Source organism: Pseudovibrio sp. WM33 (assembly GCF_001623165.1).
Classification (GTDB): domain Bacteria; phylum Pseudomonadota; class Alphaproteobacteria; order Rhizobiales; family Stappiaceae; genus Pseudovibrio.
The window spans coordinates 46057-68327 of the sequence record NZ_LMCK01000002.1; the positions used below are offsets into that span (position 1 = coordinate 46057).

General features: G+C 52.8%; 19 protein-coding genes and 1 riboswitch. Of the genes, 13 read left to right on the forward strand and 6 right to left on the reverse strand.

Features of this window, described 5'->3' with window-relative positions; all coding sequences use genetic code 11:
* Positions 1 to 54 precede the first annotated feature (54 nt).
* From thrC to PsWM33_RS00355, 5 genes are all read left to right on the forward strand, one after another.
* Positions 55 to 1461, forward strand: coding sequence for a threonine synthase (gene thrC, locus PsWM33_RS00335; RefSeq protein WP_063298812.1), 1407 nt, complete (start codon positions 55 to 57; stop codon positions 1459 to 1461).
* Positions 1461 to 2732, forward strand: coding sequence for a M16 family metallopeptidase (locus PsWM33_RS00340; RefSeq protein ID WP_063293739.1), 1272 nt, complete (start codon positions 1461 to 1463; stop codon positions 2730 to 2732). The genes thrC and PsWM33_RS00340 overlap by 1 nt, the downstream gene beginning before the upstream one ends.
* A 64-nt stretch (positions 2733 to 2796) precedes the next feature.
* Positions 2797 to 3444, forward strand: a complete 648-nt coding sequence (locus PsWM33_RS00345; protein ID WP_063298813.1) for a GNAT family N-acetyltransferase — start codon at positions 2797 to 2799, stop codon at positions 3442 to 3444.
* Positions 3445 to 3546: 102 nt separating this feature from the next.
* A complete protein-coding gene (locus PsWM33_RS00350; protein ID WP_063298814.1) occupies positions 3547 to 6435 on the forward strand; it encodes an EAL domain-containing protein in 2889 nt (962 codons plus the stop codon).
* A 240-nt stretch (positions 6436 to 6675) separates the two neighbouring features.
* Entirely contained in the window at positions 6676 to 7692 is a 1017-nt protein-coding gene (locus PsWM33_RS00355) for a D-alanyl-D-alanine carboxypeptidase family protein (protein ID WP_208994319.1), read from the forward strand.
* 23 nt (positions 7693 to 7715) lie between these two features.
* On the opposite strand, the gene PsWM33_RS26610 is transcribed toward PsWM33_RS00355, so the two are convergent.
* The 5 genes from PsWM33_RS26610 to ispH form a co-directional block, all read right to left on the reverse strand.
* Positions 7716 to 8000 (reverse strand): PilZ domain-containing protein, encoded by a 285-nt coding sequence (locus PsWM33_RS26610; protein ID WP_082826818.1) that lies wholly within the window; start codon positions 7998 to 8000, stop codon positions 7716 to 7718.
* Positions 8001 to 8264: 264 nt separating this feature from the next.
* Positions 8265 to 9194 (reverse strand): diacylglycerol/lipid kinase family protein, encoded by a 930-nt coding sequence (locus PsWM33_RS00365; RefSeq protein ID WP_063298817.1) that lies wholly within the window; start codon positions 9192 to 9194, stop codon positions 8265 to 8267.
* A gap of 23 nt (positions 9195 to 9217) precedes the next feature.
* Positions 9218 to 9670, reverse strand: a complete 453-nt coding sequence (gene rnhA / locus PsWM33_RS00370; RefSeq protein ID WP_057462906.1) for a ribonuclease HI — start codon at positions 9668 to 9670, stop codon at positions 9218 to 9220.
* Complete coding sequence (locus PsWM33_RS00375) at positions 9667 to 10632, reverse strand: homoserine kinase (protein ID WP_063298818.1); 966 nt, start codon at positions 10630 to 10632, stop codon at positions 9667 to 9669. The genes rnhA and PsWM33_RS00375 overlap by 4 nt, the downstream gene beginning before the upstream one ends.
* A 2-nt stretch (positions 10633 to 10634) precedes the next feature.
* The gene (gene ispH / locus PsWM33_RS00380) at positions 10635 to 11630 is read right to left on the reverse strand and encodes a 4-hydroxy-3-methylbut-2-enyl diphosphate reductase (protein ID WP_193757735.1); all 996 of its coding nucleotides are present in this window, start codon (positions 11628 to 11630) and stop codon (positions 10635 to 10637) included.
* A 210-nt stretch (positions 11631 to 11840) separates the two neighbouring features.
* On the opposite strand from ispH, the gene PsWM33_RS00385 reads away from it, so the two are divergent.
* From PsWM33_RS00385 to PsWM33_RS00410, 6 genes are all read left to right on the forward strand, one after another.
* Positions 11841 to 12428: a hypothetical protein gene (locus tag PsWM33_RS00385; protein WP_063298865.1), complete on the forward strand. Its 588-nt coding sequence runs from the start codon at positions 11841 to 11843 to the stop codon at positions 12426 to 12428.
* A 120-nt stretch (positions 12429 to 12548) separates the two neighbouring features.
* Positions 12549 to 12643, forward strand: a riboswitch (glycine riboswitch).
* A 199-nt stretch (positions 12644 to 12842) separates the two neighbouring features.
* The gene (gcvT, locus tag PsWM33_RS00390; RefSeq protein WP_063298819.1) at positions 12843 to 13985 is read left to right on the forward strand and encodes a glycine cleavage system aminomethyltransferase GcvT; all 1143 of its coding nucleotides are present in this window, start codon (positions 12843 to 12845) and stop codon (positions 13983 to 13985) included.
* A gap of 69 nt (positions 13986 to 14054) precedes the next feature.
* Complete coding sequence (gene gcvH / locus PsWM33_RS00395) at positions 14055 to 14426, forward strand: glycine cleavage system protein GcvH (RefSeq protein ID WP_057462902.1); 372 nt, start codon at positions 14055 to 14057, stop codon at positions 14424 to 14426.
* A 167-nt stretch (positions 14427 to 14593) separates the two neighbouring features.
* Entirely contained in the window at positions 14594 to 15943 is a 1350-nt protein-coding gene (gcvPA, locus tag PsWM33_RS00400; protein ID WP_063293744.1) for an aminomethyl-transferring glycine dehydrogenase subunit GcvPA, read from the forward strand.
* Positions 15940 to 17529 carry an aminomethyl-transferring glycine dehydrogenase subunit GcvPB gene (gcvPB, locus tag PsWM33_RS00405; RefSeq protein ID WP_063295515.1) on the forward strand — a complete coding sequence of 530 codons (1590 nt, stop codon included), beginning with the start codon at positions 15940 to 15942 and terminating at the stop codon, positions 17527 to 17529. The genes gcvPA and gcvPB overlap by 4 nt, the downstream gene beginning before the upstream one ends.
* A 188-nt stretch (positions 17530 to 17717) precedes the next feature.
* Positions 17718 to 18902 carry a glycosyltransferase family 61 protein gene (locus PsWM33_RS00410; protein WP_063298820.1) on the forward strand — a complete coding sequence of 395 codons (1185 nt, stop codon included), beginning with the start codon at positions 17718 to 17720 and terminating at the stop codon, positions 18900 to 18902.
* 22 nt (positions 18903 to 18924) lie between these two features.
* Here the strand turns inward: PsWM33_RS00410 and PsWM33_RS00415 are convergent, their stop codons facing one another.
* Positions 18925 to 19854 (reverse strand): alpha-1,2-fucosyltransferase, encoded by a 930-nt coding sequence (locus tag PsWM33_RS00415; RefSeq protein WP_063298821.1) that lies wholly within the window; start codon positions 19852 to 19854, stop codon positions 18925 to 18927.
* Positions 19855 to 20065: 211 nt separating this feature from the next.
* Between PsWM33_RS00415 and PsWM33_RS00420 the strand changes: the two genes are divergently transcribed.
* Together PsWM33_RS00420 and tyrS are read left to right on the forward strand one after the other, a co-directional pair.
* A complete protein-coding gene (locus tag PsWM33_RS00420; protein WP_063298822.1) occupies positions 20066 to 20764 on the forward strand; it encodes an HAD family hydrolase in 699 nt (232 codons plus the stop codon).
* 233 nt (positions 20765 to 20997) lie between these two features.
* Positions 20998 to 22269, forward strand: a complete 1272-nt coding sequence (gene tyrS / locus PsWM33_RS00425; RefSeq protein WP_063298823.1) for a tyrosine--tRNA ligase — start codon at positions 20998 to 21000, stop codon at positions 22267 to 22269.
* Positions 22270 to 22271: the final 2 nt, after the last annotated feature.

Genomic DNA, 22271 nt, shown 5'->3' on the forward strand with positions numbered 1-22271 from the left:
TGGGGTATGGCACTAAAATGCCCTGATTCAGGTTGAGCGAGAAGGGATGTAACGGTGAGATATGTAAGTACGCGCGGCGATGCACCAGAACTCAACTTTTCTGAGGTGCTGCTCACGGGGTTGGCACGCGACGGCGGTTTGTATCTACCAAAAGAGTTCCCGCAATTATCTACTGAGGAAATTTCAGGATTTGCTGGAAAGCCTTACAGCGAAGTCGCTCTCAAGGTCATCGCCCCATTCGTTGGCGACTCCATTCCGCATGACGACCTGAAAAAAATGATCGATGAAGCCTATGCCAGCTTCTCGCATAAGGCTGTCACGCCGCTCGTCCAAACTGCTCCCAACACTTACGTACTGGAACTCTTCCACGGCCCGACCCTAGCGTTCAAAGATGTTGCAATGCAGCTGCTTGGTCGCTTGATGGATTATGTGCTGGCTCAAAAAGGTGCGCGTGCAACCATCGTTGGCGCCACTTCAGGTGACACGGGCGGTGCGGCAATTGAAGCATTCCGTGGTCGTGAGCGCACAGACGTCTTTATTCTATTCCCTGAGGGGCGTGTCTCTCCTGTTCAACAACGCCAGATGACCACCTCCAAGGAAGACAACATTCATGCTCTCGCAGTCAAAGGCAACTTTGATGATTGTCAGGGCATCCTGAAAGACCTCTTCAACGACTTCTCCTTCCGCGAGCGCGTGGGCTTGTCTGGTGTAAACTCCATTAACTGGGCACGCATTGTGGCTCAGGTGGTGTATTACTTCACCTCCGCAGTGTCTCTGGGTGCTCCACATCGCAAAGTGTCCTTCACAGTGCCGACTGGCAACTTTGGTGACGTGTTTGCAGGTTATGTGGCAGCTCAGATGGGTCTGCCAATTGAGAAGCTAGTGATCGCGACCAACACCAACGATATTCTGGCCCGTACTCTGGACACAGGCCGCTATGAAATGCGCGGCGTTGTGGCCACCACTGCACCGTCCATGGACATTCAGGTGTCGTCCAACTTCGAGCGTCTGCTGTTTGCTGCAAATGGCGAAGACAGTGCAACTGTTAAAGCTCAGATGGACAGCCTCAAACAGTCCGGTGGCTTCACTCTCTCAGAAAAAGCCCTAGGTTTTATCAAAGAGAAGTTCTCAGCAGGTCGCGCAAGCGAAGAAGAAACAGCTCAGACCATCACTGATACTCTTAAGGAAAGTGGTTATCTGCTTGACCCGCATACTGCGGTCGCGATCCATGTCTCCAAAGAGCACAATGATGGTGTTACCCCGATGATCGTGCTGTCGACAGCACACCCGGCAAAATTCCCAGCGGCAGTAGAAAGTGCATCAGGTATTCATCCTGACCTGCCAGCTCATCTTGCTGACCTGATGGAACGTGAAGAGAAGTTTTCCGTTCTGCCAGCAGATGCGCAGGAAATTGCGAAATTCGTTGAAGGCAATGCACGTGCCGTGAAAGCAGGCGTTTAATGGCGGTCAAACTAACAAAATTAGAAAATGGCCTGACTGTAGTTACTGATCAAATGGAATACCTCAAGACAACAGCTCTTGGGGTATGGGTAAAAGCTGGTTCTCGCTCTGAAGGCGAGCATGAAAACGGCATCACCCACCTTCTGGAGCACATGGCATTCAAGGGCACCAGCAAGCGCAATGCCCGTGAGATTGCAGAGGAAATCGAAGCCGTTGGCGGCGAGATGAATGCCTCCACAAGTGTTGAGCATACAAATTACTATGTGCGCACCTTGGCAGATGATGCGCCTTTGGGGTTGGATATTCTCTCCGACATCCTTCAGGATTCAATCATTGACCCTGAAGAGCTTGCTCGCGAAAAACACGTAATCCTTCAAGAAATTGGCGCAGCACAAGACATGCCTGATGACCAGGTATTTGATGTGCTTCTGGAAACCGCATGGCCGGACCAGCCACTCGGTCGTCCAATTCTTGGTACGCCTGAAACCGTCACCGGCTTTTCTGCGGATGCCATCCGTCAGTACGTCGCGCGCAAGTACACAGCATCCGATATGGTGCTTGCTGCAGCTGGTGCAGTCGATCATGAAGCGCTCGTAGAATTGGCTGAAGCCAGCTTCTCAAAGCTGTCAAATGCTGCACCAGATGAAGATTATGTAGCGCAGTATGTCGGCGGTGAAGGTTCCATTGAGCGTGAACTGCAGGAATTGCAGGTCATCCTCGGTTTTGAAGGCCTGCCATACGAACATGAAGACTACTATGCTGTGCAGGTGCTTGCCTCCATCCTCGGCGGCGGCATGTCATCGCGCCTCTTCCAGGAAGTGCGCGAAAAGCGCGGTCTATGCTATTCTGTCTATGCCTTCCATTGGGCTTTCGCGGATACCGGCTTCTTTGGTGTTCATGCCGCAACCGGACCGGAAGATGCCGCAGAACTGACCGAAGTGCTGGTGGAACAGCTGAAAGAAATTGCCAAGGGCGTGACCGAAAAGGAAGTGTCCCGCGCCAAAGCGCAGCTGCGATCCGGATTGCTGATGGCATTGGAAAGCCCGGCAGCACGTGCGGGCCAGATCGCCCGTCAGGTGATGATCTACGGTCATCCCGTCGCGCTGGAAGAACTGGAACGCCGCCTCAATGTTGTGTCCGCTGACCGTGTGCAGATCTTGGCAGAAAGGCTGTTTGCCTCTGACAACCCTACATATGTGAAGGTTGGACCAAAGGCACCTATGCTAAATTATGCTGAGCTAAAAGAGCGTTTGGCAGGGATCAAAGCATAAGCCTATTGCAATTCAGGTAATGCTTTTTGCATAATGGAGCTCTGATTAAGAGGGGAGAGAAGCTGTGTCATTTTTCAAAACAAGCACATCTCCCCAATCTCTTGCGACATTAACCACAGGCCGTCTGTATTTACGTGCGCCATCCATGGCGGACTTTGCGCAGTGGTCTGATCTGCGAGCTCAAAGCAGAGCCTTCCTGCAGCCGTGGGAACCCACGTGGCCAGCTGATGATCTGACAAAAGCTGCCTTCCGAAAACGAATCCGGCGTTACAATCGCAACATCCGCGAAGGCTCTCACTACCCGTTTTTTCTGTTCAACCGGGATACCGACGAGTTGATGGGTGGTTTGAACCTTTCCAACGTCCGTCGTGGTGTCGCACAGGCAACCTCGCTTGGGTACTGGATGGGAGCCTCCTTTGCCGGCAATGGCTTTATGAAAGAGGCCGTTCAGCGCGTCTGTTGTTTCTGCTTCAATGATTTACACTTGCACCGCATCGAAGCAGCCTGTCTGCCTTCAAATGAGGTCTCCAGAGCGCTCTTAATGAAGGTTGGATTCTCTGAACTGGGCTTTGCACCCTCGTATTTATTCATAAACGGAATGTGGCAAGACCATATTTTGTTTGGCAAAATCCGGGATTCTGCGCCTATACCAGCCAAAGTCCTGCCACAATCAGAGGCAGATGGGGATAAATTGCCTGTAACACATGCTTGAACCATGAAACTGGCGCCTTGACGATGTAATGATCTTGGCAAGGAATTCAGTTAATTTTTCGTTATCGTGGAGAAGCCGGTGTCAGGGACTTATTGTCAGCGCATGCAGAACGTTATTCAGGCTGTTCTGTTAAGCGTTCTCCTGCTCATTTTGGTTGCGTCACAAGCCTTGGCTTTGGAGGCGATTGTCGTCCCCAAGGACGTTGATGCACTCGATCTGACCAGCTCCGTCGATATCTACCCCAACACCAGCAAAAGCATTCAGGTCTCCACCGCTCCAGACTCGGATGGTATCGTCAGACGCATCGAAGTGCGTTCCATTGACGATACCGCCAGCTCTTGGGCCGTGTTCGCGCTCTCCAATCCGGGGGAGGAGCAGATCGACCGCTTGCTTGTTGCACCTTACTACAAGATGACAGGCGGCGGCGTTCTGGTACCGGACCTTGGTCAGCGCCGCATCGTGTCTTTGACACCTAGTCAGGGCATCCCACCAATTCGCGAGCGCAGCACAGAAGCGGATATTTACCGCATCACGCTGGATCCGGGTGCGAATGTGACCTTCATCGCGGAAGTCAACACCCCAAGCCTGCCGGAACTCCGCCTCTGGAAACCAGAAGCTTACAAAGACAACATCAACGCCTACACGCTCTATCGCGGCATCGTGCTTGGCATTGCAGGCCTCTTGGCGCTGTTTCTCACTATCCTGTTCGTGGTGAAGGGAACTGTTCTCTTCCCGGCAACTGCGGCTCTGGCGTGGGCTGTTCTTGTTTATTTATGTATCGACTTCGGCTTTTGGAATCTCGTCTTCGGGCGAACGCTGGGGGATGATCAGCTCTATCGAGCGGCGGCGGAAATCAGTCTCACAGCCGCACTTGTGGTCTTCCTTTACGCCTATCTCGGCCTCAGCCGCTGGCACATCCATTATACGCACCTTGCAATCGGCTTGTTCATCACTGTGCTCAGCTTGTTTGGCTTGGCGCTTTGGGATCCAACCATTGCAGCTGGTATCTCCCGTATCCTGATGGGTGGTGTGGCAATCGCTGGCTTCGGTGTCATCCTGATGCTCACCGTTCGTGGGTTCGAACGCGCGATTATGCTGCTGCCGACATGGTTCCTGTTCCTAGCGTGGCTGTTCGCTGCGTGGATGGCAACCACAGGCATGTTGCAAAGTGATCTGGTGCAGCCAGCGCTGGCAGGCGGTCTTGTTCTCTTCGTTCTGCTGCTTGGTTTTACCGTCATGCAGCACGCCTTTGCAGGGTCTGGTCTCTCCCACAGTGTGATGAGCGATGTCGAACGCCGGGCTCTGGCTCTGACAGGCTCCGGCGACATCATCTGGGACTGGGACGTCGACCGCGACAAGATCCACACCAGCGGTGGTCTTGAAGAAGCTCTGGGCATCAAGCCAGGTCTTCTGGATGGACCAGCTCGCCTCTGGCTCGAAATTCTGCACCCGCAAGACCGTGACCTGTTCCGTGGCACATTGGACGCCGTGATTGACCACCGCCGTGGCCGCGTTAATCAGGCGTTCCGCCTCCGTGGTGAAGATGGTCATTATCGCTGGTTCAAAATGCGCGCCCGTCCGGTGCTCGGCTCTGATGGTGAAGTGATCCGCTGCGTTGGTACGCTGCTCGACATCACCTCTCAGAAAACCGCTGAAGAGCGCCTGATGCATGATGCTGTGCACGACAACCTGACTGGCCTGCCAAACCGTGAACTGTTTATGGACCGCCTTGTTGCTGCGCTCGCTCGCTCCAGAGCAGAAGGCAATGGCAACCCGACTGTTATCCTGATTGATCTCGACCGCTTCAAGCAAGTCAACGACAGCATCGGTCAGACGGCTGGTGATTCCATGCTGCTCACCGCTGCACGCCGCCTCTCTCGTTTGATCAAACCGCAGGACTCTCTGTCTCGCATTTCAGCAGATACCTTCGCAGTGCTGATGATCTCCGAGCAGGACGCAACACGCATCGCGTCCTTTGCAGATGAGCTACGCAAATCTCTGCGCACACCAGTCACCTTCGGTGATCAGGAAGTGTTCCTGACAGCATCCATCGGCGCCTCCATCTTTGATGGCGGTCCTGAAAAGGCTACTGACCTGATGCGCGACGCGGAGATTGCACTCAACCACGCCAAACGCCTCGGCGGTGATCGTATTGAGATCTTCCGCCCAACGCTGAAGCCAGTTGCCAGCAACACGCTCGCGCTGGACAATGATCTACGTTCCGCTCTTGAAAAAGACGAGATCAAGGTTTTCTTCCAGCCAATCGTACGTCTGTCGGACAAGACGACAGCGGGCTTCGAAGCACTGGCGCGCTGGGAACATCCAAGCCGCGGCCTGATCCCACCATCTGAATTCATCCCAGTCGCTGAACAAAGCGGTCTGATCAACGAGCTTGGCCTGCGTGTGATGGAGAAGGGGGCTCGTCAGCTTGCACAATGGCAGCGCGAGTTCAAACACGCACTACCGCTGTTTGTTTCCGTCAACATCTCTTCTCGTCAGCTGTTGAAGCCGGACCTCATTAACGATGTGAAAGCAGTACTGGCACGCACAGCGCTGACACCGGGCTCTTTGAAACTGGAGCTGACTGAATCTCTGGTCATGCAGAATCCGGAATTTTCTGTGCAGGTTCTTGAGCGCCTCAAAGGTCTGGGCGCTGGTCTGTCTCTGGATGATTTCGGTACAGGCTACTCATCCCTGAGCTACCTCCAGCGCTTCCAGTTCGACACCATCAAGATCGATCAGTCCTTCGTCCGTCCTAACGGCCAAAGCGCTCGTCCGGTCATCCTGCGTACCATCGTAGCGCTGGGGCATGACCTTGGTATGGAAGTGGTTGCGGAAGGCGCTGAGACTGAGTCAGATGCACTGGAGCTGTTCCAGCTTGGCTGCGAATACGTGCAGGGCTTCCACTTCGGTCAACCAATGCGTGCTGCTGAAGCAGGCCGTATGCTCAAAGAACAGTTCGCCCAGCAGGGCCGCAACAACCAAAGCTGATACGGCAGGTAAGTTAGAAAGGCTCTGCATGGTTGCAATGGAAAATTGTAAGCATGTGGCCTTCGCAGCAGAGCTGGAGAAAAATTGATCTATCTCCGCCAAGTTTCCTCTGAATAACTCCTGCGGTGACATACTCGAAGCAATTTTCTAAGAGCATCTATTCGGGCTCTCTTTTCCCTATCTGAGATTATTAGCTGCATGTTTTGTTTTGGTAATGCGTGTCGAAGACTACACGTCGCTTTGGGCTTGATTCTGGTTACATCCAGTACCCTAACACCGGCAAGTGCCACGCCATCGCTGGTGTTGAACCTCGATACTCAAAAAGTCCTGTACGCTGAAGATGCAGGCGATCCATGGTATCCCGCTTCAACAACCAAGTTGATGACCGCACTCGTAACCTTTGAGGCTCTTGCCAACAGAGAGGTCGACCTTGAAACGTCAGTGGTGATGTCCCCTTGGGCGATGAGGCAGGACTCATTGAAGTCTGGCCTGAAGGTTGGAAGCGTCATGACACTGCAGGATGCGCTATATGCAGTGCTCGTTGGATCAGCCAATGATGTCGCAGTGGCACTGGCTGAAAGTGTTGCGGGGAGTGAAGATGCATTCGCGCAACGCATGAATGCCACCGCGCAACGTCTTGGGATGACCGCAAGCCACTTTGTTAATGCCAACGGCTTGTTCAAACCTACTCAGCAAACATCCGCACGTGATCTGGCCATTTTGGCGAGCGAAGTCTATCTGCGCTACCCTCAATACCGGGATGTGTTCGCCACATCAAAAGTGTTCATTGATGGTGCCGAAATCAAATCTTACAATGAGTTGCTGACACGACTGCCGGGCACAGTCGGCATGAAGACAGGTTTTGTCTGTTCATCTGGCCGCAATATCGTTGCACTTACAGATCGTGGCGGGCAACGCTTTATGGCCGTCGTTCTTGGTGCGACGACGGGGCGGGAGCGCAGCGAAAGAGCAGCTAAACTCCTGACTGAGGCAATGACTGGTGAACTGACACCCAATGGTTTGCAACTGAATGAAATTGCTAACGATCTGCATCGTCAACCTGAAAATATGCGCAAACGGGTGTGTAGCAGCCAAAGTGCAGCCTATGAAGCGCAGCAAAACAAGCGCTATCCGATGGGGATCGGCAGAAACAAGAGTTACCTGAAGGCGGCGGTGAAGCACAAAAGCCATAGCATCCGCACTTGGAAGGCTACTGTTGGTTTTAGCGGCCCGCTACCCTACCCAAAGCCAAAGTAACTTGTTGCAATGCCTGCCACATGTCAGAGTTTGGCAGGCTTGGAAGTGAACTTGATACCGGCTTCTTCGCAATGCAGCCAGACGACCTTGCCGCTGAAGGAAAGTTTGCGGGCTGGCACCTGAATTTTCACCATGTCACCGGACACGAGCTTTCCGGTATTGATCAGCAGCCGACAACCACCGTTGCTGATGTCCTCAATCACGCAGGATCGGTTGAAATTATCCGTAAGCAGAACAGCAGGCCAATGACAGGCATGCCGTTTATAGTCCCGGTTTTCTATTTCTAAAAGTTTCGGACGAGGTATCATGAGACCGTCCGCCCTTACATCAATATGCGATAACTAGAATCATTAGTTTGGAAAATTGATATATGCATTATCAATTATATATTGCGCAGATGTTAACGTACGAGCGGCCTATCGCCTCAGTCTAAGCTATTCATATCATGAAGGAAATTGAGAAAGTTTCGGCTCTAAATATGCTGAGCGTACAGGTTGACTGTAACCTGTGGGAAGCACTACGTAAATTTGAGGCCGTAACCATCAAGTGGATTGTGAAAGGGAAGGGCTGTTCTATTTTCCAGAAATAATCGTCAATTCACAGTCGCCAACAGAAACCTCAAGCGGTGTACCGCCAAATGGCTCTCCGTCGATTTGAACAGCTGCCGCACGATAAGCATTTATGCGGGCAGTTCTGATTGCCTTGCACTCAACATTACGGGATTTTGCGACGCTGCCAGTAAGTAAGCGGCATGCGTATTTGAAGAGCGCCCACACCCCGTCCTCTTTAAAGACCAGTAGATGCAGTTTCTTCTCCAGAATGGACGCATCAGGCACCACGAGGTGTTTACCAGCGTAGTAGCGGCCATTGGTGATCAAAGCCATCGCGCACTGCAGCTCTTCATCGTCTGCCCGCACTTTAAAGCTGCCTTTGCGGCGCGAAAATGCTAGTTGGGCCGCAATGAAGAGATAAGCAAACCGACCGTAACGTCGCTTCAGACGTAGTGGTACAACATGCACCACTTCTGCATCAAAGCCGGTTGACGTGGAAAGGAAGAACGGGCGCCCATTAGCAAAACCATTGTGCAGTTTCTTCGTCTTGCCTGCGATGATGGTCTTGGCAATCTCTTGCGGCGTACTCGGCACACCCAGTTCATGAGCAAGCACATTTGCGGTGCCCAACGGAATAATCGCCAAATGCGGTTTCATTCCGCGCCCCAACAAAGCAGAAGCGGCCTCACTCACAGAGGCATCCCCACCAGCAACAGCCAGAATATCCGTGCTTAGGTCAGGGCCCGTGCAAGTCTCAGCGATTTCGCTGGCACGGCTGGTGAGTTTTAGCTCCACCTTCATCCCGGCGTCTTCAAGGCATTGCACAATCTCTGTGATGTTTTGAAAACGGAAAGATGTCGCAGTCGGATTGGCAAGAATAAGCACACGCTTGGCTTTGCGTGATTTCTTTTTCGCCTCTTCCGGCCGAGAGTGGGGAAGCTGGTTTTCCATAAACCTGACCTTGCCTTCCCGACTTACTTGGATTTCTGAAAGGGTTTCATACCCTTGCGGGCAAGCTCATCAGCACGTTCGTTTTCTTCGTGCCCGGCATGACCTTTGATCCAGTGCCACGCAACATCATGCCGTTGTGCTGCCGTATCCAAAAGTTGCCATAAATCAGCGTTTTTAACGGGTGAGTTGGAAGCAGTCCGCCAGCCCTTGCGCTTCCAGTTATGCATCCACTGCGTAATGCCGTTTTTCACATAGGAACTGTCGGTATAAAGATCGACGGCACAAGAGCGCTTCAGGGAATCAAGAGCCTGAATGGCTGCCATCAACTCCATGCGGTTGTTGGTTGTATCAGGCTCGCCACCGCACAATTCTTTTTCATGCTCGCCAAAGCGCAGCAGCACGCCCCAGCCGCCAGGTCCGGGGTTGCCGGAGCAAGCTCCATCAGTCCATGTCTCAACACGTTTGGTATCGGTCATTTATCCAGCCCGTATGCACTAGCATTGGATACGCCACGATGGAACCTGAGTTTGTGCAGGTATTCAAGTGGATCTTTCGGAACAACAAGCGCACCTTCCGGCACAGACAGCCAATCGTAAAGACGGGTCAGCAGGAAGCGCAGCGCTGCACCACGACACAGCAAAGGTAGGTTGTCGAATTCAAGCTCGCTGAACGGGCGCACACTGCGATAACCTTCCAGCAATGCCCGCGCTTTCGTGACGTTGAACATGCCATCCGGTTCAAAGCACCAGGCGTTGATGCAGATTGCCACGTCATAGGCAAAGGCATCATTACAAGCAAAGTAGAAGTCGATCAGACCGGAAAGTTCTTTGCCCAGATAAAACACATTGTCCGGGAATAGGTCAGCATGAATAACACCGTTTGGCAGTTCTTTCGGCCACAGTGCCTGTAGCTCATCCAGTTCTGCAGTCAGCTCTTCTGCAAGGCCAACCTTCACTTCATGCGCACGCTCACGGCTGGCATCCAGCAAAGGTGCCCAACCATCAACACTCAGAGAGTTTGGCCGCTTGATCTCAAAGTCAGCGCCTGCCAGATGCATCCGCGCCATGCCTTTACCCAGCTCCGCGCAATGCACCAGTTGAGGCTTACGAACCCACATACCATCAAGGAATGTAACCATGGCCGCAGGACGTCCCGCAAGCTCGCCAAGCATCTGCCCGTCACGGTCAATAAGCGGAGTAGGGCAGTTCAGATCATTATTGGCAAGATGCTGCATCAGCCCCAGAAAAAACGGCAAATCATCAGGATTAACGCGTTTTTCGTAGAGCGTCAGGATGTAATAACCCGTCTCCGTATGAACCAGATAGTTGGAGTTCTCGACACCTTCAGCAATGCCCTTGTAAGAGAGCAAATTGCCAATGTTGAAACGGTCGATGAAAGCGCCCAGCTCTTCATCGGAAACATCGGTATATACAGCCATAACTATTCAGCCGGACTTGTTCCGCTAGGCGCGGCAGCGGTCCGTAACTCTTTCGGTAGATTGAATGAAATGTCTTCTTCAGCAGTTGTAACGGTTTCCAGTGTCACATCATAATGCTCACGGAAGGATTCAACAATTTCTTCAACAAGGATTTCAGGGGCAGACGCACCGGCGGTGATGCCGATTGTTTTCGCACCTTCAAAATCATCCCAGAAGATCTCGGAGGCTCGCTGAATGAGGAAAGCCTTGTCACAACCTGCTCTCTCACCAACTTCGCGCAGGCGCTTGGAGTTGGAGGAGTTTGGTGCACCAACAACAATCATGGCATCGCACTTCGGTGCAATTTCCTTCACAGCATGCTGGCGATTGGTTGTTGCATAGCAGATGTCATCCTTGTGCGGCTTCGCAATGGTTGGGAAGCGTTCTTCAAGAATTTTGACAATCTCTTCTGTGTCATCAACAGAAAGAGTCGTTTGAGAAATCCACGCCAATTGCCGGTCGGTCTTCGGTTTAAACTGGCGAGCATCCTCTGCTGTCTCAATAAGGGAGACACGTCCACGCGGCAGCTGACCCATGGTGCCAACAACTTCTGGATGGCCTTTATGACCGATCAGCAGAATTTCGCGCTCGCGCCTGTCATGCAAAATAGCTTCTTTGTGCACCTTGGAAACCAGCGGACAGGTGGCATCAAGGAAGAACAGATTACGCAGTCGCGCAGCCTCTGGCACAGATTTCGGTACACCGTGTGCAGAAAAAATAACAGGACGGTCGTCTACCGGTATCTCATCTAATTCCTCAACAAAAACAGCACCTTTGTTGCGAAGAGATTCAACCACATACTTATTGTGAACGATCTCGTGGCGCACATAAACAGGAGCACCGTATTTCTCGAGAGCAAGGTCGACGATCTGGATCGCGCGATCAACACCGGCACAAAAGCCACGTGGAGCGCAAAGAAGAATTTTGATCGGTGCCTTTGTGGTCGGCGTAACCTGCATGATGTATTCCTGAGTTTTGACTTTGAGCAATTGAAGGATGTTGACTGCCTCTGTCAAGAAAAAGAGTTTTTAATCGGGCATCAAGGGCTGATTTTCTCCAATATTCAGCCTGTCAGCTTCCTCTACTGTGTTTCAGGTGCCTGATGTATCTCGCCATTTGCGTTTGTGGCTGATATAGAAACAAAAACTGCAGGTAAATTTGGGATTCGTATGGTGGGCAATTTATTGGCAAAATCACTGCTCAAAAACACAGGCCGGGCAATTCTTCTGGCAGCACTTGGTGCTTCACTGGCAGGTTGCGGCAGCTTTATGTCATCGGACAACGAGCTAGAAGCATCCTCTGCAAACCCGCCTGCAACTGAGAAGACCTTTGATCTGTCCGTTCTTCAGGCGCCAGCCTTATGCGCCGCCTTGCAGGAGCTTTCAGGAACAACCATCCTGACGGTATACCCGCGCGGAAAAGAAAAGACGCCTGAGAATCTGAGCTATCAGGCCATCATCAGGGATTGGGCGCGTACTTGTAAAAAGTCCGGTCAGAATTCCGCGATGAAATTGGGCATCGCTGGCAACATTACACCCGGTCCAACCTGGAAAGGCGGCGAAATTTTGCTTCCTGTGCGTGTAGCAGTCACACAAGGTGTGGATGGAGGAGAAAAAACAATCTACTCCAAACTCTTCAGCGTTCCTGTCACTTTAGGGGCCGGATCGCCGTCTGCGACATGGGCATTTGTGGAAGAAAATATTATCCTTCCGAATGAACCGGGACAAAATGTTGTCTTTGGATTCGACGAAAAGTAAAAAATAGGTTAGTAAGTGATTACAGCTTGGCGTCATAGTGTCGCGCCAGCCTTCTTGAATGACACGTTGCAGTCATTCAGGGGGAATACATTCGCCGGTCTGAGGAGGGCTGGCGCGTGATAGAGCTGTGCGGGAGAGAATAAGCCACCCATTGGGTTATCGCCGAAGGAGCAACCGCCCCGGAAACTCTCAGGCAAAAGGACCGCACAGTAAGCAACACTCTGGAAAGCAGTGCCGAACACGCAATCCTGTTGGATCGCATGTTAAGGCTCTCACCGAAGGAGTAACCGCTCTGGTATTTGTAGCTACCAGCGTGGGAAATCTCTCAGGTTCTCGAGACAGAGGGGGCGTACTCGATCATTCCGCGAATTTGGAATGGTCGTTGATGTGTACGCCACTGTCTGAGGGGACCATATGGCTGAAGCTGTAGACCTGCTAAAAACACCGCTTTTCGATCTTCATGTAGAGCTTGGCGCTAAAATGGTGCCGTTCGCTGGTTATGATATGCCAGTGCAGTTCCCGCTTGGCGTGATGAAAGAACACCTCTTCACACGTGAAAGCGCAGGCCTCTTTGATGTGTCTCACATGGGGCAGGCTTGGCTCGTAGGCCCAGATCACGCAACCACTGCTGCTGCTCTGGAAACACTTGTTCCTTCCAACATGAAAGAACTGAAGCCGGGCAAACAGCGTTACACCGTTCTGCTCAACGACAACGGCTGCATCATTGATGATCTCATGGTCTCTCGTCCTCTGGCGAGCGAAGATGATGGTCGCCTCATGCTTGTCGTAAATGCTGCATGTAAAGACAACGATTATAAAATCATTGCAGCAGCTCTTCCGGAAAACGTAAAGCTTGAGATCGTTGAAGATCGCGCTTTGATCGCAATCCAAGGTCCAAAAGCTGCTGAAGTAATGGCGCTGCACGCACCAGAAGCTGCAGAAATGGGCTTCATGGAAGCGCGTCCTCTGGAATTTGACGGGATCTCCGTTATCGCCTCCCGCTCAGGTTACACTGGCGAAGACGGCTATGAGATTTCCATTCCTGCTGGCGCTGCTGAAGCAGTTGCAAAAGCGTTGCTCGCAGATGAACGCGTTGAATCCATCGGGCTTGGCGCTCGTGACAGCCTGCGTCTTGAAGCAGGTCTTTGCCTTTATGGTCACGACATCGACGAAAACACCACACCTGTTGAAGGCAACATTACCTTCTGCATGCAGAAGCGCCGCAAAGAAGCAGGTGATTTCCCAGGTGGTGAACGTGTGCTGAAGCAACTGGCTGAAGGCACCGAAAATCTCCGTGTGGGCTTGCTGCTTGAAGGCCGTGCTCCAGCACGTGAAGGCGCGGAAATCCGCGTCCCGGGTACAGAAGAAATTGTTGGCCGCGTCACATCTGGCGGATATGGGCCAACTCTCGGCGCACCAGTTGCGATGGGCTATGTCCCGTCTAATCTGGCAGAAATTGGCACAGAATTAGAGCTTGTGGTCCGTGGCCGCGCACTTCCTGCCAAGGTTGCTGAGATGCCGTTTGTAGCGCAGCGCTACTACCGCAAACCAAAATAATTCCGGTGAGGGCAGCGGGCTGCCCCAATCACATTTCAATCGACAAACGACAGTGTAGGGAACGCTTAAATGAGCACATATTTCACAAAAGACCACGAGTGGCTGAAGGTTGAGGGAGACGTAGTAACCGTCGGTATCACTGAGTTCGCACAGAGCCAGCTGGGCGATGTTGTGTTCGTCGAACTGCCAGAAAACGGCAAAACCGTCGATCAGGACGATGAAGTTGCTGTTGTGGAATCCGTGAAAGCTGCATCTGAAGTATATGCGCCGCTCGATGGTGAGATCGTTGAAGGCAACGAACTGCTCGTTGATGAGCCTGCAAAAGTGAATGAAGACCCAGAAGGCGCTGCATGGTTCTTCAAAATGAAGCTCGGGAATGCTGCACAGCTAGAAGCCCTGATGAGCGAAGCTGACTACAAAGCATTTGTAGAAACGCTTTAAGGCAAAGCGTACTCCCGAAAAGCCCGACCGGTTTTCGGAATAAGAATACGCAATAAGCCAAAAGCCGTTCATCACCTGCCATGCACGACAGCCGCATGGCAGGAACTGGCAGAAGCCCTGTTCGCTTTTGCTGCAATGTGCATCAGACAATCTGATGGAGAGAGAACATGCGGTATCTTCCGCTTTCAGACAACGACCGCGCCGACATGCTGGCGCGTATCGGCGTAGACTCAATTGATGAGCTGTTTGCCGATATCCCAGAGGCCGTTCGCCTTGAAGAACTGACAACCTTGCCGCGTCGCAAGACCGAAATGCAAGTTGAGCGCCAGCTCAGCGCAATGGCGAACAAGAATGTCAGTGCCGGATCTCTACCGTTCTTCGTTGGGGCAGGGGCGTACAAACACCACGTGCCAGCAACGGTTGATCATCTGATCCAGCGTTCTGAATTTCTGACAAGCTACACCCCGTATCAGCCAGAAATCACACAGGGCACGCTTCAGGCACTCTTCGAGTTCCAGACACAGGTGGCAAACCTGACCGGAATGGAAGTCGCCAACGCGTCCATGTACGATGGATCTACCGGCACAGCTGAAGCTGTGTTGATGGCGCACCGTGTAACCCGCAAGAAAAAAGCGGTTCTTTCCGGTGGTCTGCATCCGCAGTATCGTGAAGTGGTTGAAGGTGTTTCTGCAAAGTTGCCTGGTGCTTCTGTTGCGGCCCTCCCGGCAGACCCAACTGGTACAGAAGATATTCTGGCACAGATCGACGACGAAACCTCCTGTGTGGTGGTTCAGTCTCCGTCCTTCTATGGCCAGCTGATCGATCTGAAGCCGATTGCAGAAAAAGCGCACAAGCACAAAGCTCTGTTGATCGCAGTGTTCACTGAAGTTGTTTCCCTCGGCCTTCTGGAAAGCCCGGGTGCTCAGGGTGCGGACATCGTGGTTGGCGAAGGCCAGTCCATCGGAAACCCGCTCACCTTCGGTGGTCCTTACGTTGGTCTGTTTGCAACCCGCCAGAAGTACATCCGCAACATGCCGGGTCGTGTTTGTGGTGAAACAACGGATGCTGAAGGCAAGCGCGGTTTCGTGTTGACCCTTTCCACCCGTGAGCAGCACATCCGTCGTGACAAAGCGACTTCCAACATCTGCACCAACTCTGGTCTGTGTTCCTTGGCGTTCACCATCCACATGACCTTGTTGGGCGGCAAAGGCCTCGCACGCCTTGCCCGCATCAACCACATGAGCGCAGTTGCACTGGCAGATGCTCTTTCTGCGGTTGAGGGTGTTGAAGTGCTGAACTCCGCGTACTTCAACGAGTTCACAATTCGCACGCCAAAGAATGCACACGACGTGATTGAAGCTCTTGCTGCAAAGGGCGTTCTGGGCGGTGTTCCTGTTTGCCGTCTGGACAAATCCGGTGGTGATATCGACAACCTGATCGTTGTTGCAAGCACAGAAGTGAATACCGATGAGGACCGTGCAGCCTATGCGCAAGCTCTGAAGGAGGTGCTGGCATGACTATGAGCCATAAGGGACGTCCAACACGCGCTGGTGAAGCTGGCTCCCCAATGCCGCACCAGACCTTTACGGGCAACAAAGCATTGGACATGGAAGAGCCGCTCATCTTTGAGATCGGCCACATGGACAACTGTGGTGTGGACCTTGACGAGCCAATGGACTTCGTTCCACACCTCGGCAACCACATGCGTTCTGAGCCGGTAGAGCTTCCAGCTCTGTCCGAGCCGGAAACCATGCGCCACTACGTCCGCATGTCCCGCAACAACTATGCGATTGATTCAGGCCTGTACCCACTGGGTTCCTGCACCATGAAGCATAACCCGCGTCTTAACGAGAAGATGGCGCGTCTGCCGGGTTTTGCTGACATTCACCCACTGCAGCCAATCTCCACAGTTCCAGGCGCATTCGAGCTGATCTCTGAACTGGCTGACTGGCTGATGGAACTCACCGGTACCAACGCTGTGGCCATGAGCCCGAAAGCTGGTGCTCACGGTGAGCAGTGCGGCATGATGTCTATCAAGCACGCAATTGCAGCCAAAGGTGAAGAACGCTCCATCGTTCTGGTTCCGGAAAGTGCTCACGGCACCAACCCGGCAACCGCTGCACTGGTTGGCTACAAGGTTGTGTCTATCCCGGCACGTGAAGACGGCACAGTGGCCGTGGAAGCTGTGATCGAAAAGATCGAAGCCCACGCAGGTCAGGTGGCAGCACTTATGCTCACCAACCCGAACACCTGTGGTCTGTTTGAGCCAGACGTGATTGAGATTGCAAATGCAATCCATGAAGCTGGTGGCTACTTCTACTGCGATGGCGCTAACTTCAACGCGATTGTTGGTAAGGCAAAACCGGGCGATCTTGGCATCGACGCCATGCACATCAACCTGCATAAAACCTTCTCCACGCCGCACGGCGGTGGTGGCCCAGGTTCTGGTCCGGTTGTTCTGTCTGATCGTCTGGCACCATACGCTCCGCTTCCATTCATCCGCAAAAATGGCGATGAACTGGAGATTGTTGAGACAACCGATCAGCTGAAGGACGGTGAACAGCCATTTGGCCGTATGACCGCATTCTTCGGTCAGATGGGCATGTATGTACGCGCGCTGTCTTACATGCAGTCTCACGGCTCTGATGGCCTCAAGCAGGCATCTGAAGATGCTGTGCTGAACGCCAACTACGTCCGTGTTGGCCTGCAGGACCTGATGACCCTGCCATTCGGCGTGAAGCCATGCATGCACGAAGTTCTGTTTGATGACAGCTTCCTGAATGACACTGGTGTTTCCACGCTCGACTTCGCAAAAGCGATGATCGACGAAGGCTACCACCCAATGACCATGTACTTCCCACTGGTCGTAAGTGGTGCAATGTTGATCGAACCAACCGAAAGCGAAAGCCGCGCATCTCTCGACCTGTTCGTCGCTACCATGCGCGATCTGGTGATGAGTGCAAAAGCAGGCGAAAAAGATCGCTTCGAAGGTGCTCCGTTCCTGGCTCCGCGCCGTCGTCTGGATGAAACAGCGGCAGCGCGTAAACCAATCCTAAAATGGGTGGCTCCAGAACCAACCAAGGTGGAACCAGAACTCGCGTAACAACGAGCTTTCTGTAAAAACTTATAGCCCGGCTCTTGAAAAAGACGCCGGGCTTTTTTCTGTGCGTGCCCAATCCATATCCATACCGATGCCAATGGATATTGATTGATCAGAATATGCGGATACTGGCAATGTCCTGCCCGGTATACGGTCATTCGTGTTTTCTGGTAATACGGGTGAGGTGGAGGATGCGTAAGTCACCTAAATGGCGCAGTTGGCTGCCAACAAGTCGGCAACTTCGGTTCCGGGTGCAATCAACCCTTGCCAGAACCTTCCCGACAATCGGTGATCGAAACAACTTCTTTCCAGACAATGCAAACCCAAGGCTCGCACCAAATGAGCACTTGCTAACCGTTGATGAGCGCAGCTCTCGTGCGCTGCCGCAAGAGGTGCAGGCGTTTTTTGAAGAACACGGCGCATTGGAGCAAAGCCGTTATCCTTTGCCAATCACACCAGCCGGTCACACGCAGCTCAGGCTGTATAAGTTCGTTGATGCACTGGTCCTCGGCAGCACCGGAGCAACCGTCTTAAAGGCGCAGCATCGCCAGATAGAAGCTGCAGCGCCTAACACCATGCGGTTTGCGCGGTTAAAGGACAGGACGATCCAGACTGCAGCCATCAACATGCTGGGCATGGCCGCTGGTCATCGCCACTATTATCACTTTCTGTGTGATGTGGCCTTCCCGCTTCTGTTTCTGTTGGAGCAACTGGAGCCGCTGACATTCCCGCTGAAAATACTGCTTCGGGAAGACCTTCCTGAGTTTCAGAAAGAGTTTTACGCGCATTTGACCCAAGAGACACCGCTTCTCAGTCTGGAAGAGTGCAAAGCGAACGAACGTATCCATTGCAAGACGTTGTTTCACTGCACGCCAGCAATGAACTGTGAATACAGAGCCCCAGCCAGCGAGCAGGCAGCATCTATGGTCGCGACACATTATCTGGCCGCATACCAGCTTGATATGCACAAGACGCCAGCCACAAGGCTTTATATCGCGCGGGATGATGCAAAAACACGCCGAATAGTGAACGAGAAGTCACTCAAAGAGCAGTTGGAGGCACGGGGTTTTCAAAGCGTCATTCCCGGCAAACTAAGCCACAAAGAGCAGGTTGAACTCTTCAACAACGCCAGGATCATCGTTGGAACCCACGGCGCTGGCCTGACAAATCTGCTGTTTACACAAGCAGGTGGCAAGCTGATTGAGATCTTCCCCGCAGATTACGTCCAGAGCGCTTATGCATGGCTCGCACATGTGCGCGGGCTAAGATACGCACCTGTTATTGGAGAAAAGAGCGGCGCGCACCAACACTTCTCACTGTCTCAAAACGCAATCGGACAGATCCTGCACGAAGTTGATGCTTTGGAACTCGCTTAAACCGACTTGGGCATTGCAGGCACTATAATCGTTGCCAGTGTGGCGGAACAATCAAGCTGTCATCCAGATTGGGGTTCTTGAACCACTTAAGCGGCGCTATCACGTGTTTCTCTTCATTCCCGTTTAAGAAAGCAGCCCACCAGCTGAAGGTGCTGTTGGCGGTGACGATGTGATCGCAAGATGACATAACCATCAGATCTTCATAGTCTTTCCCATCCTGCATCGGATCCGCAAAAAACACGCTGTCTTGCTGAGGAACCACCTCACGTGCTCGTTCAGGGCTGTCGGAGAAGACATAGAAGGTCAGGCCGGGAATGCGCTCTGAAAGGAAGTCCATCGCACCCTTGTAGTAGCCAGCAGAGCACAGTCCAAAATTCTGCAAATTGTGCGCCTGACTATAATCGCCATAACGTACGTGGAGGGCAGCAGACGGACCTGAGTTAATCCGTTGCAGCAGTTTCAGCCGCTCAAGCACCATCGGTTTCTTAAGCGTGATCTCTTCTCGCAACTGCTCCATAATGGAGAAGGGAGCCTCCCACTTCTGCCAGTACCCATCCAGATAAGCGCTTTGCTTGAAGGCGGGAGTATCTCCATCTCGCAGCAACTCGTCCTCGCGGATGTAGCGACGCTGATAAAAGGGATAGAACTTGCGGCATATCTTGACGGTTTGCCCAAAGGCCTGCGCAGGCCAAAGCACTGCGGACATTTCAGATTCAGTAGCAGATAAGCCCTGCGTTTTGAAAAGGTTGAGGCAATAGGAGCGGTTGAAATACTGCGCGTACTCACTGTGGTCGAAACGAAGTTTCATCCCCGTTTCAAGCGCGATTTTCCGCCCGAAAGCATACTGAAAAAGCTGATTGCCAATGCCGCCGCGGATACGGACAATCAATGTTGTTTTGAGCTTGCGCCGTCGCGCAGCACCAGACTTTCGCACCTGAGAAGCAACTGACATACGTCCCCCGTACACAAATCAGCGTGTTTACCCCTCAGCCTACCGGAGCTTTGGCAAAGGCTCACTACTAGGTTTTTGGGAGTAAATCTCCTAGGTCGAGCTGAAACTGTGCTAGGTCTGCGAGGATAAGTTGTAATGAACCCCCGCGGTATCATGAAAATGCCATTCTTGCTGACAACACTGTGCCTGATATAACCAATTGGATTTGCTTATGAACTACGATTTACTCATTTGGGATTGCGACGGCTGTTTGATTGACAGCGAGTGGATTGGCTGTCAGGTCGAGGCCGAAGGCTTCACCAAAGCTGGATACCCGATCAGCACGGAAGAAATGATCGCCCGCTTCTGCGGTGTGTCATCTGCAGAAGTATTCAGCCAGGTTGAAGCGGAAATTGGCGTCAACATTCGCCACCACGAGGCGATCGTAAATCAGGATGAGGCGCTAAAGGCAGCCTTTGAGCAGCATCTCAAGCCAATCGCTGGCATCCATGAAGCATTGCATGAGTTGGACAACTCATTCCCGAATTTGCAAATGTGCATCGCCTCTGGCAGTTCCATGGACCGTCTGGAACATACCCTCAAGCTCACAAATCTATATGATCGGTTTGAGAATAAATATTTCTCGGCTGATCTGGTTGAAAAGGGCAAGCCAGCGCCAGATGTGTTCCTGAAAGCAGCAAGCGAGATGGGCGTCGCTCCCGAAAAATGCGTTGTTGTTGAAGACAGCCACCTCGGCTTGCAAGCTGCCCGGGCAGCAGGCATGACGGCCCTCGGCTTCACCGGAGCCTCCCACGGCAATGCAGATTTACACAGCCGTCTTGAACAGCAAAACCCAATGGCAATCTTTAATGATATGAAAGAGTTAGCCAATCTCATCAAAAAGCTGAATATGCTCAAAAGTACAGCTTGAGGAGCGCCGAGCAGCACAAACTGCCAAAACTTTCTTGACAGGGCAGTGCCGTTGCGGTCATATACTTGGACATGAGCAAGAACCTGACCATCATTTCTGCGGTTTATTATTATGCGCCCGACATATCGGCGGCAGCGTTCCTATAAACTCATGTAAAATTGAGGTCAGAACCAAAAGCCGCCGCGTAGGCGGCTTTCGTGTTTTAGCTCTCCTGCGCGGCGAAGGAGAGCATTATGAAACATACCGTTGTAGACACCACCCGCTGCTTCCGCCCAAAATCTGAAGCCCTTCAACTGCTGATCGATCGCGGTTTCCTACATCAATGCACGGATTTGGAAGCGCTGGACGAAAAACTCCAAGCTGGCCCCATCACAGCATACGCTGGGTTTGATGCAACCGCTGACAGCTTGCATGTCGGCCACCTGCTGCCATTAATGGCCATGCGCTGGTTGCAGAAAACCGGACACAAACCAATCCTGTTGGTGGGCGGCGGTACCACGCGCGTAGGCGACCCAAGTTTCCGCAGTGAAAGCCGTCCGCTGCTGGATGATACCAAGATAGAACACAATCTCGCAGGTATCCGCGCAACCGTAGAACGCCTCTTCGATTTGTCTGAAGGGCAGGGCCAAATCGTCAACAACGCTGAATGGTTGGATGAATTCCGCTTCCTCGAGTTCCTGCGGGACTTCGGCACGCACTTCACCGTCAACCGCATGATGACCTTCGACAGCGTCCGCTCCCGCCTTGAGGCACAACAACCACTCTCCGTGCTCGAGTTCTGCTACATGATGCTCCAAGCCGTTGACTTCGTTGAGCTCAACCAGCGCTTCGACTGCACATTGCAGATTGGCGGTTCTGATCAATGGGGCAACATCGTCAATGGTGTGGACCTCGGTCGTCGCTCCGGCAGCCAGCTCTTTGGTTTCACCCTGCCACTGCTGACAACAGCCTCCGGCAGCAAAATGGGCAAAACCGCAGAGGGTGCGGTCTGGCTCAACCCATCCCGCCTATCCAGTTTCGGCTTCTGGCAATTCTGGCGCAATGCAGATGATGCGGATGTGCCGCGTCTGTTGAAACTCTTCACCGACTTGCCACTGGGTGAAATTGATCGCCTGTCCTCCCTTCAGGGGCAGGAGCTGAATGAGGCCAAGAAGATCCTGGCAACACAAGTCACCGGCATCGTCCACGGTCTGGCCGCAGCAGAAGCAGCCCTTCAGCAGGGAGAAGCCCTGTTCAGCGGTCAGGAAGACCTCTCTCAGCCAACCCACGAGCTACCTCTATCCCTCCTCGCCAAACCACTTGGCCTGCTGGACCTGCTGGTTAAAACCGGCTTCGCCACCACCAACAACGAAGCCCGCCGCCTCATCCGCGGCGGCGGCGTCCGCCTCAACACATCCATCGCTCTGGAAGAAACCCGGATGATTTCTGAGGGTGATCTGAAGCCGGGTGAAAGGCTGACCCTAGCGGTTGGTAAGCGCCGTAAGGCATTGGTGGAGTTTGTGTAATC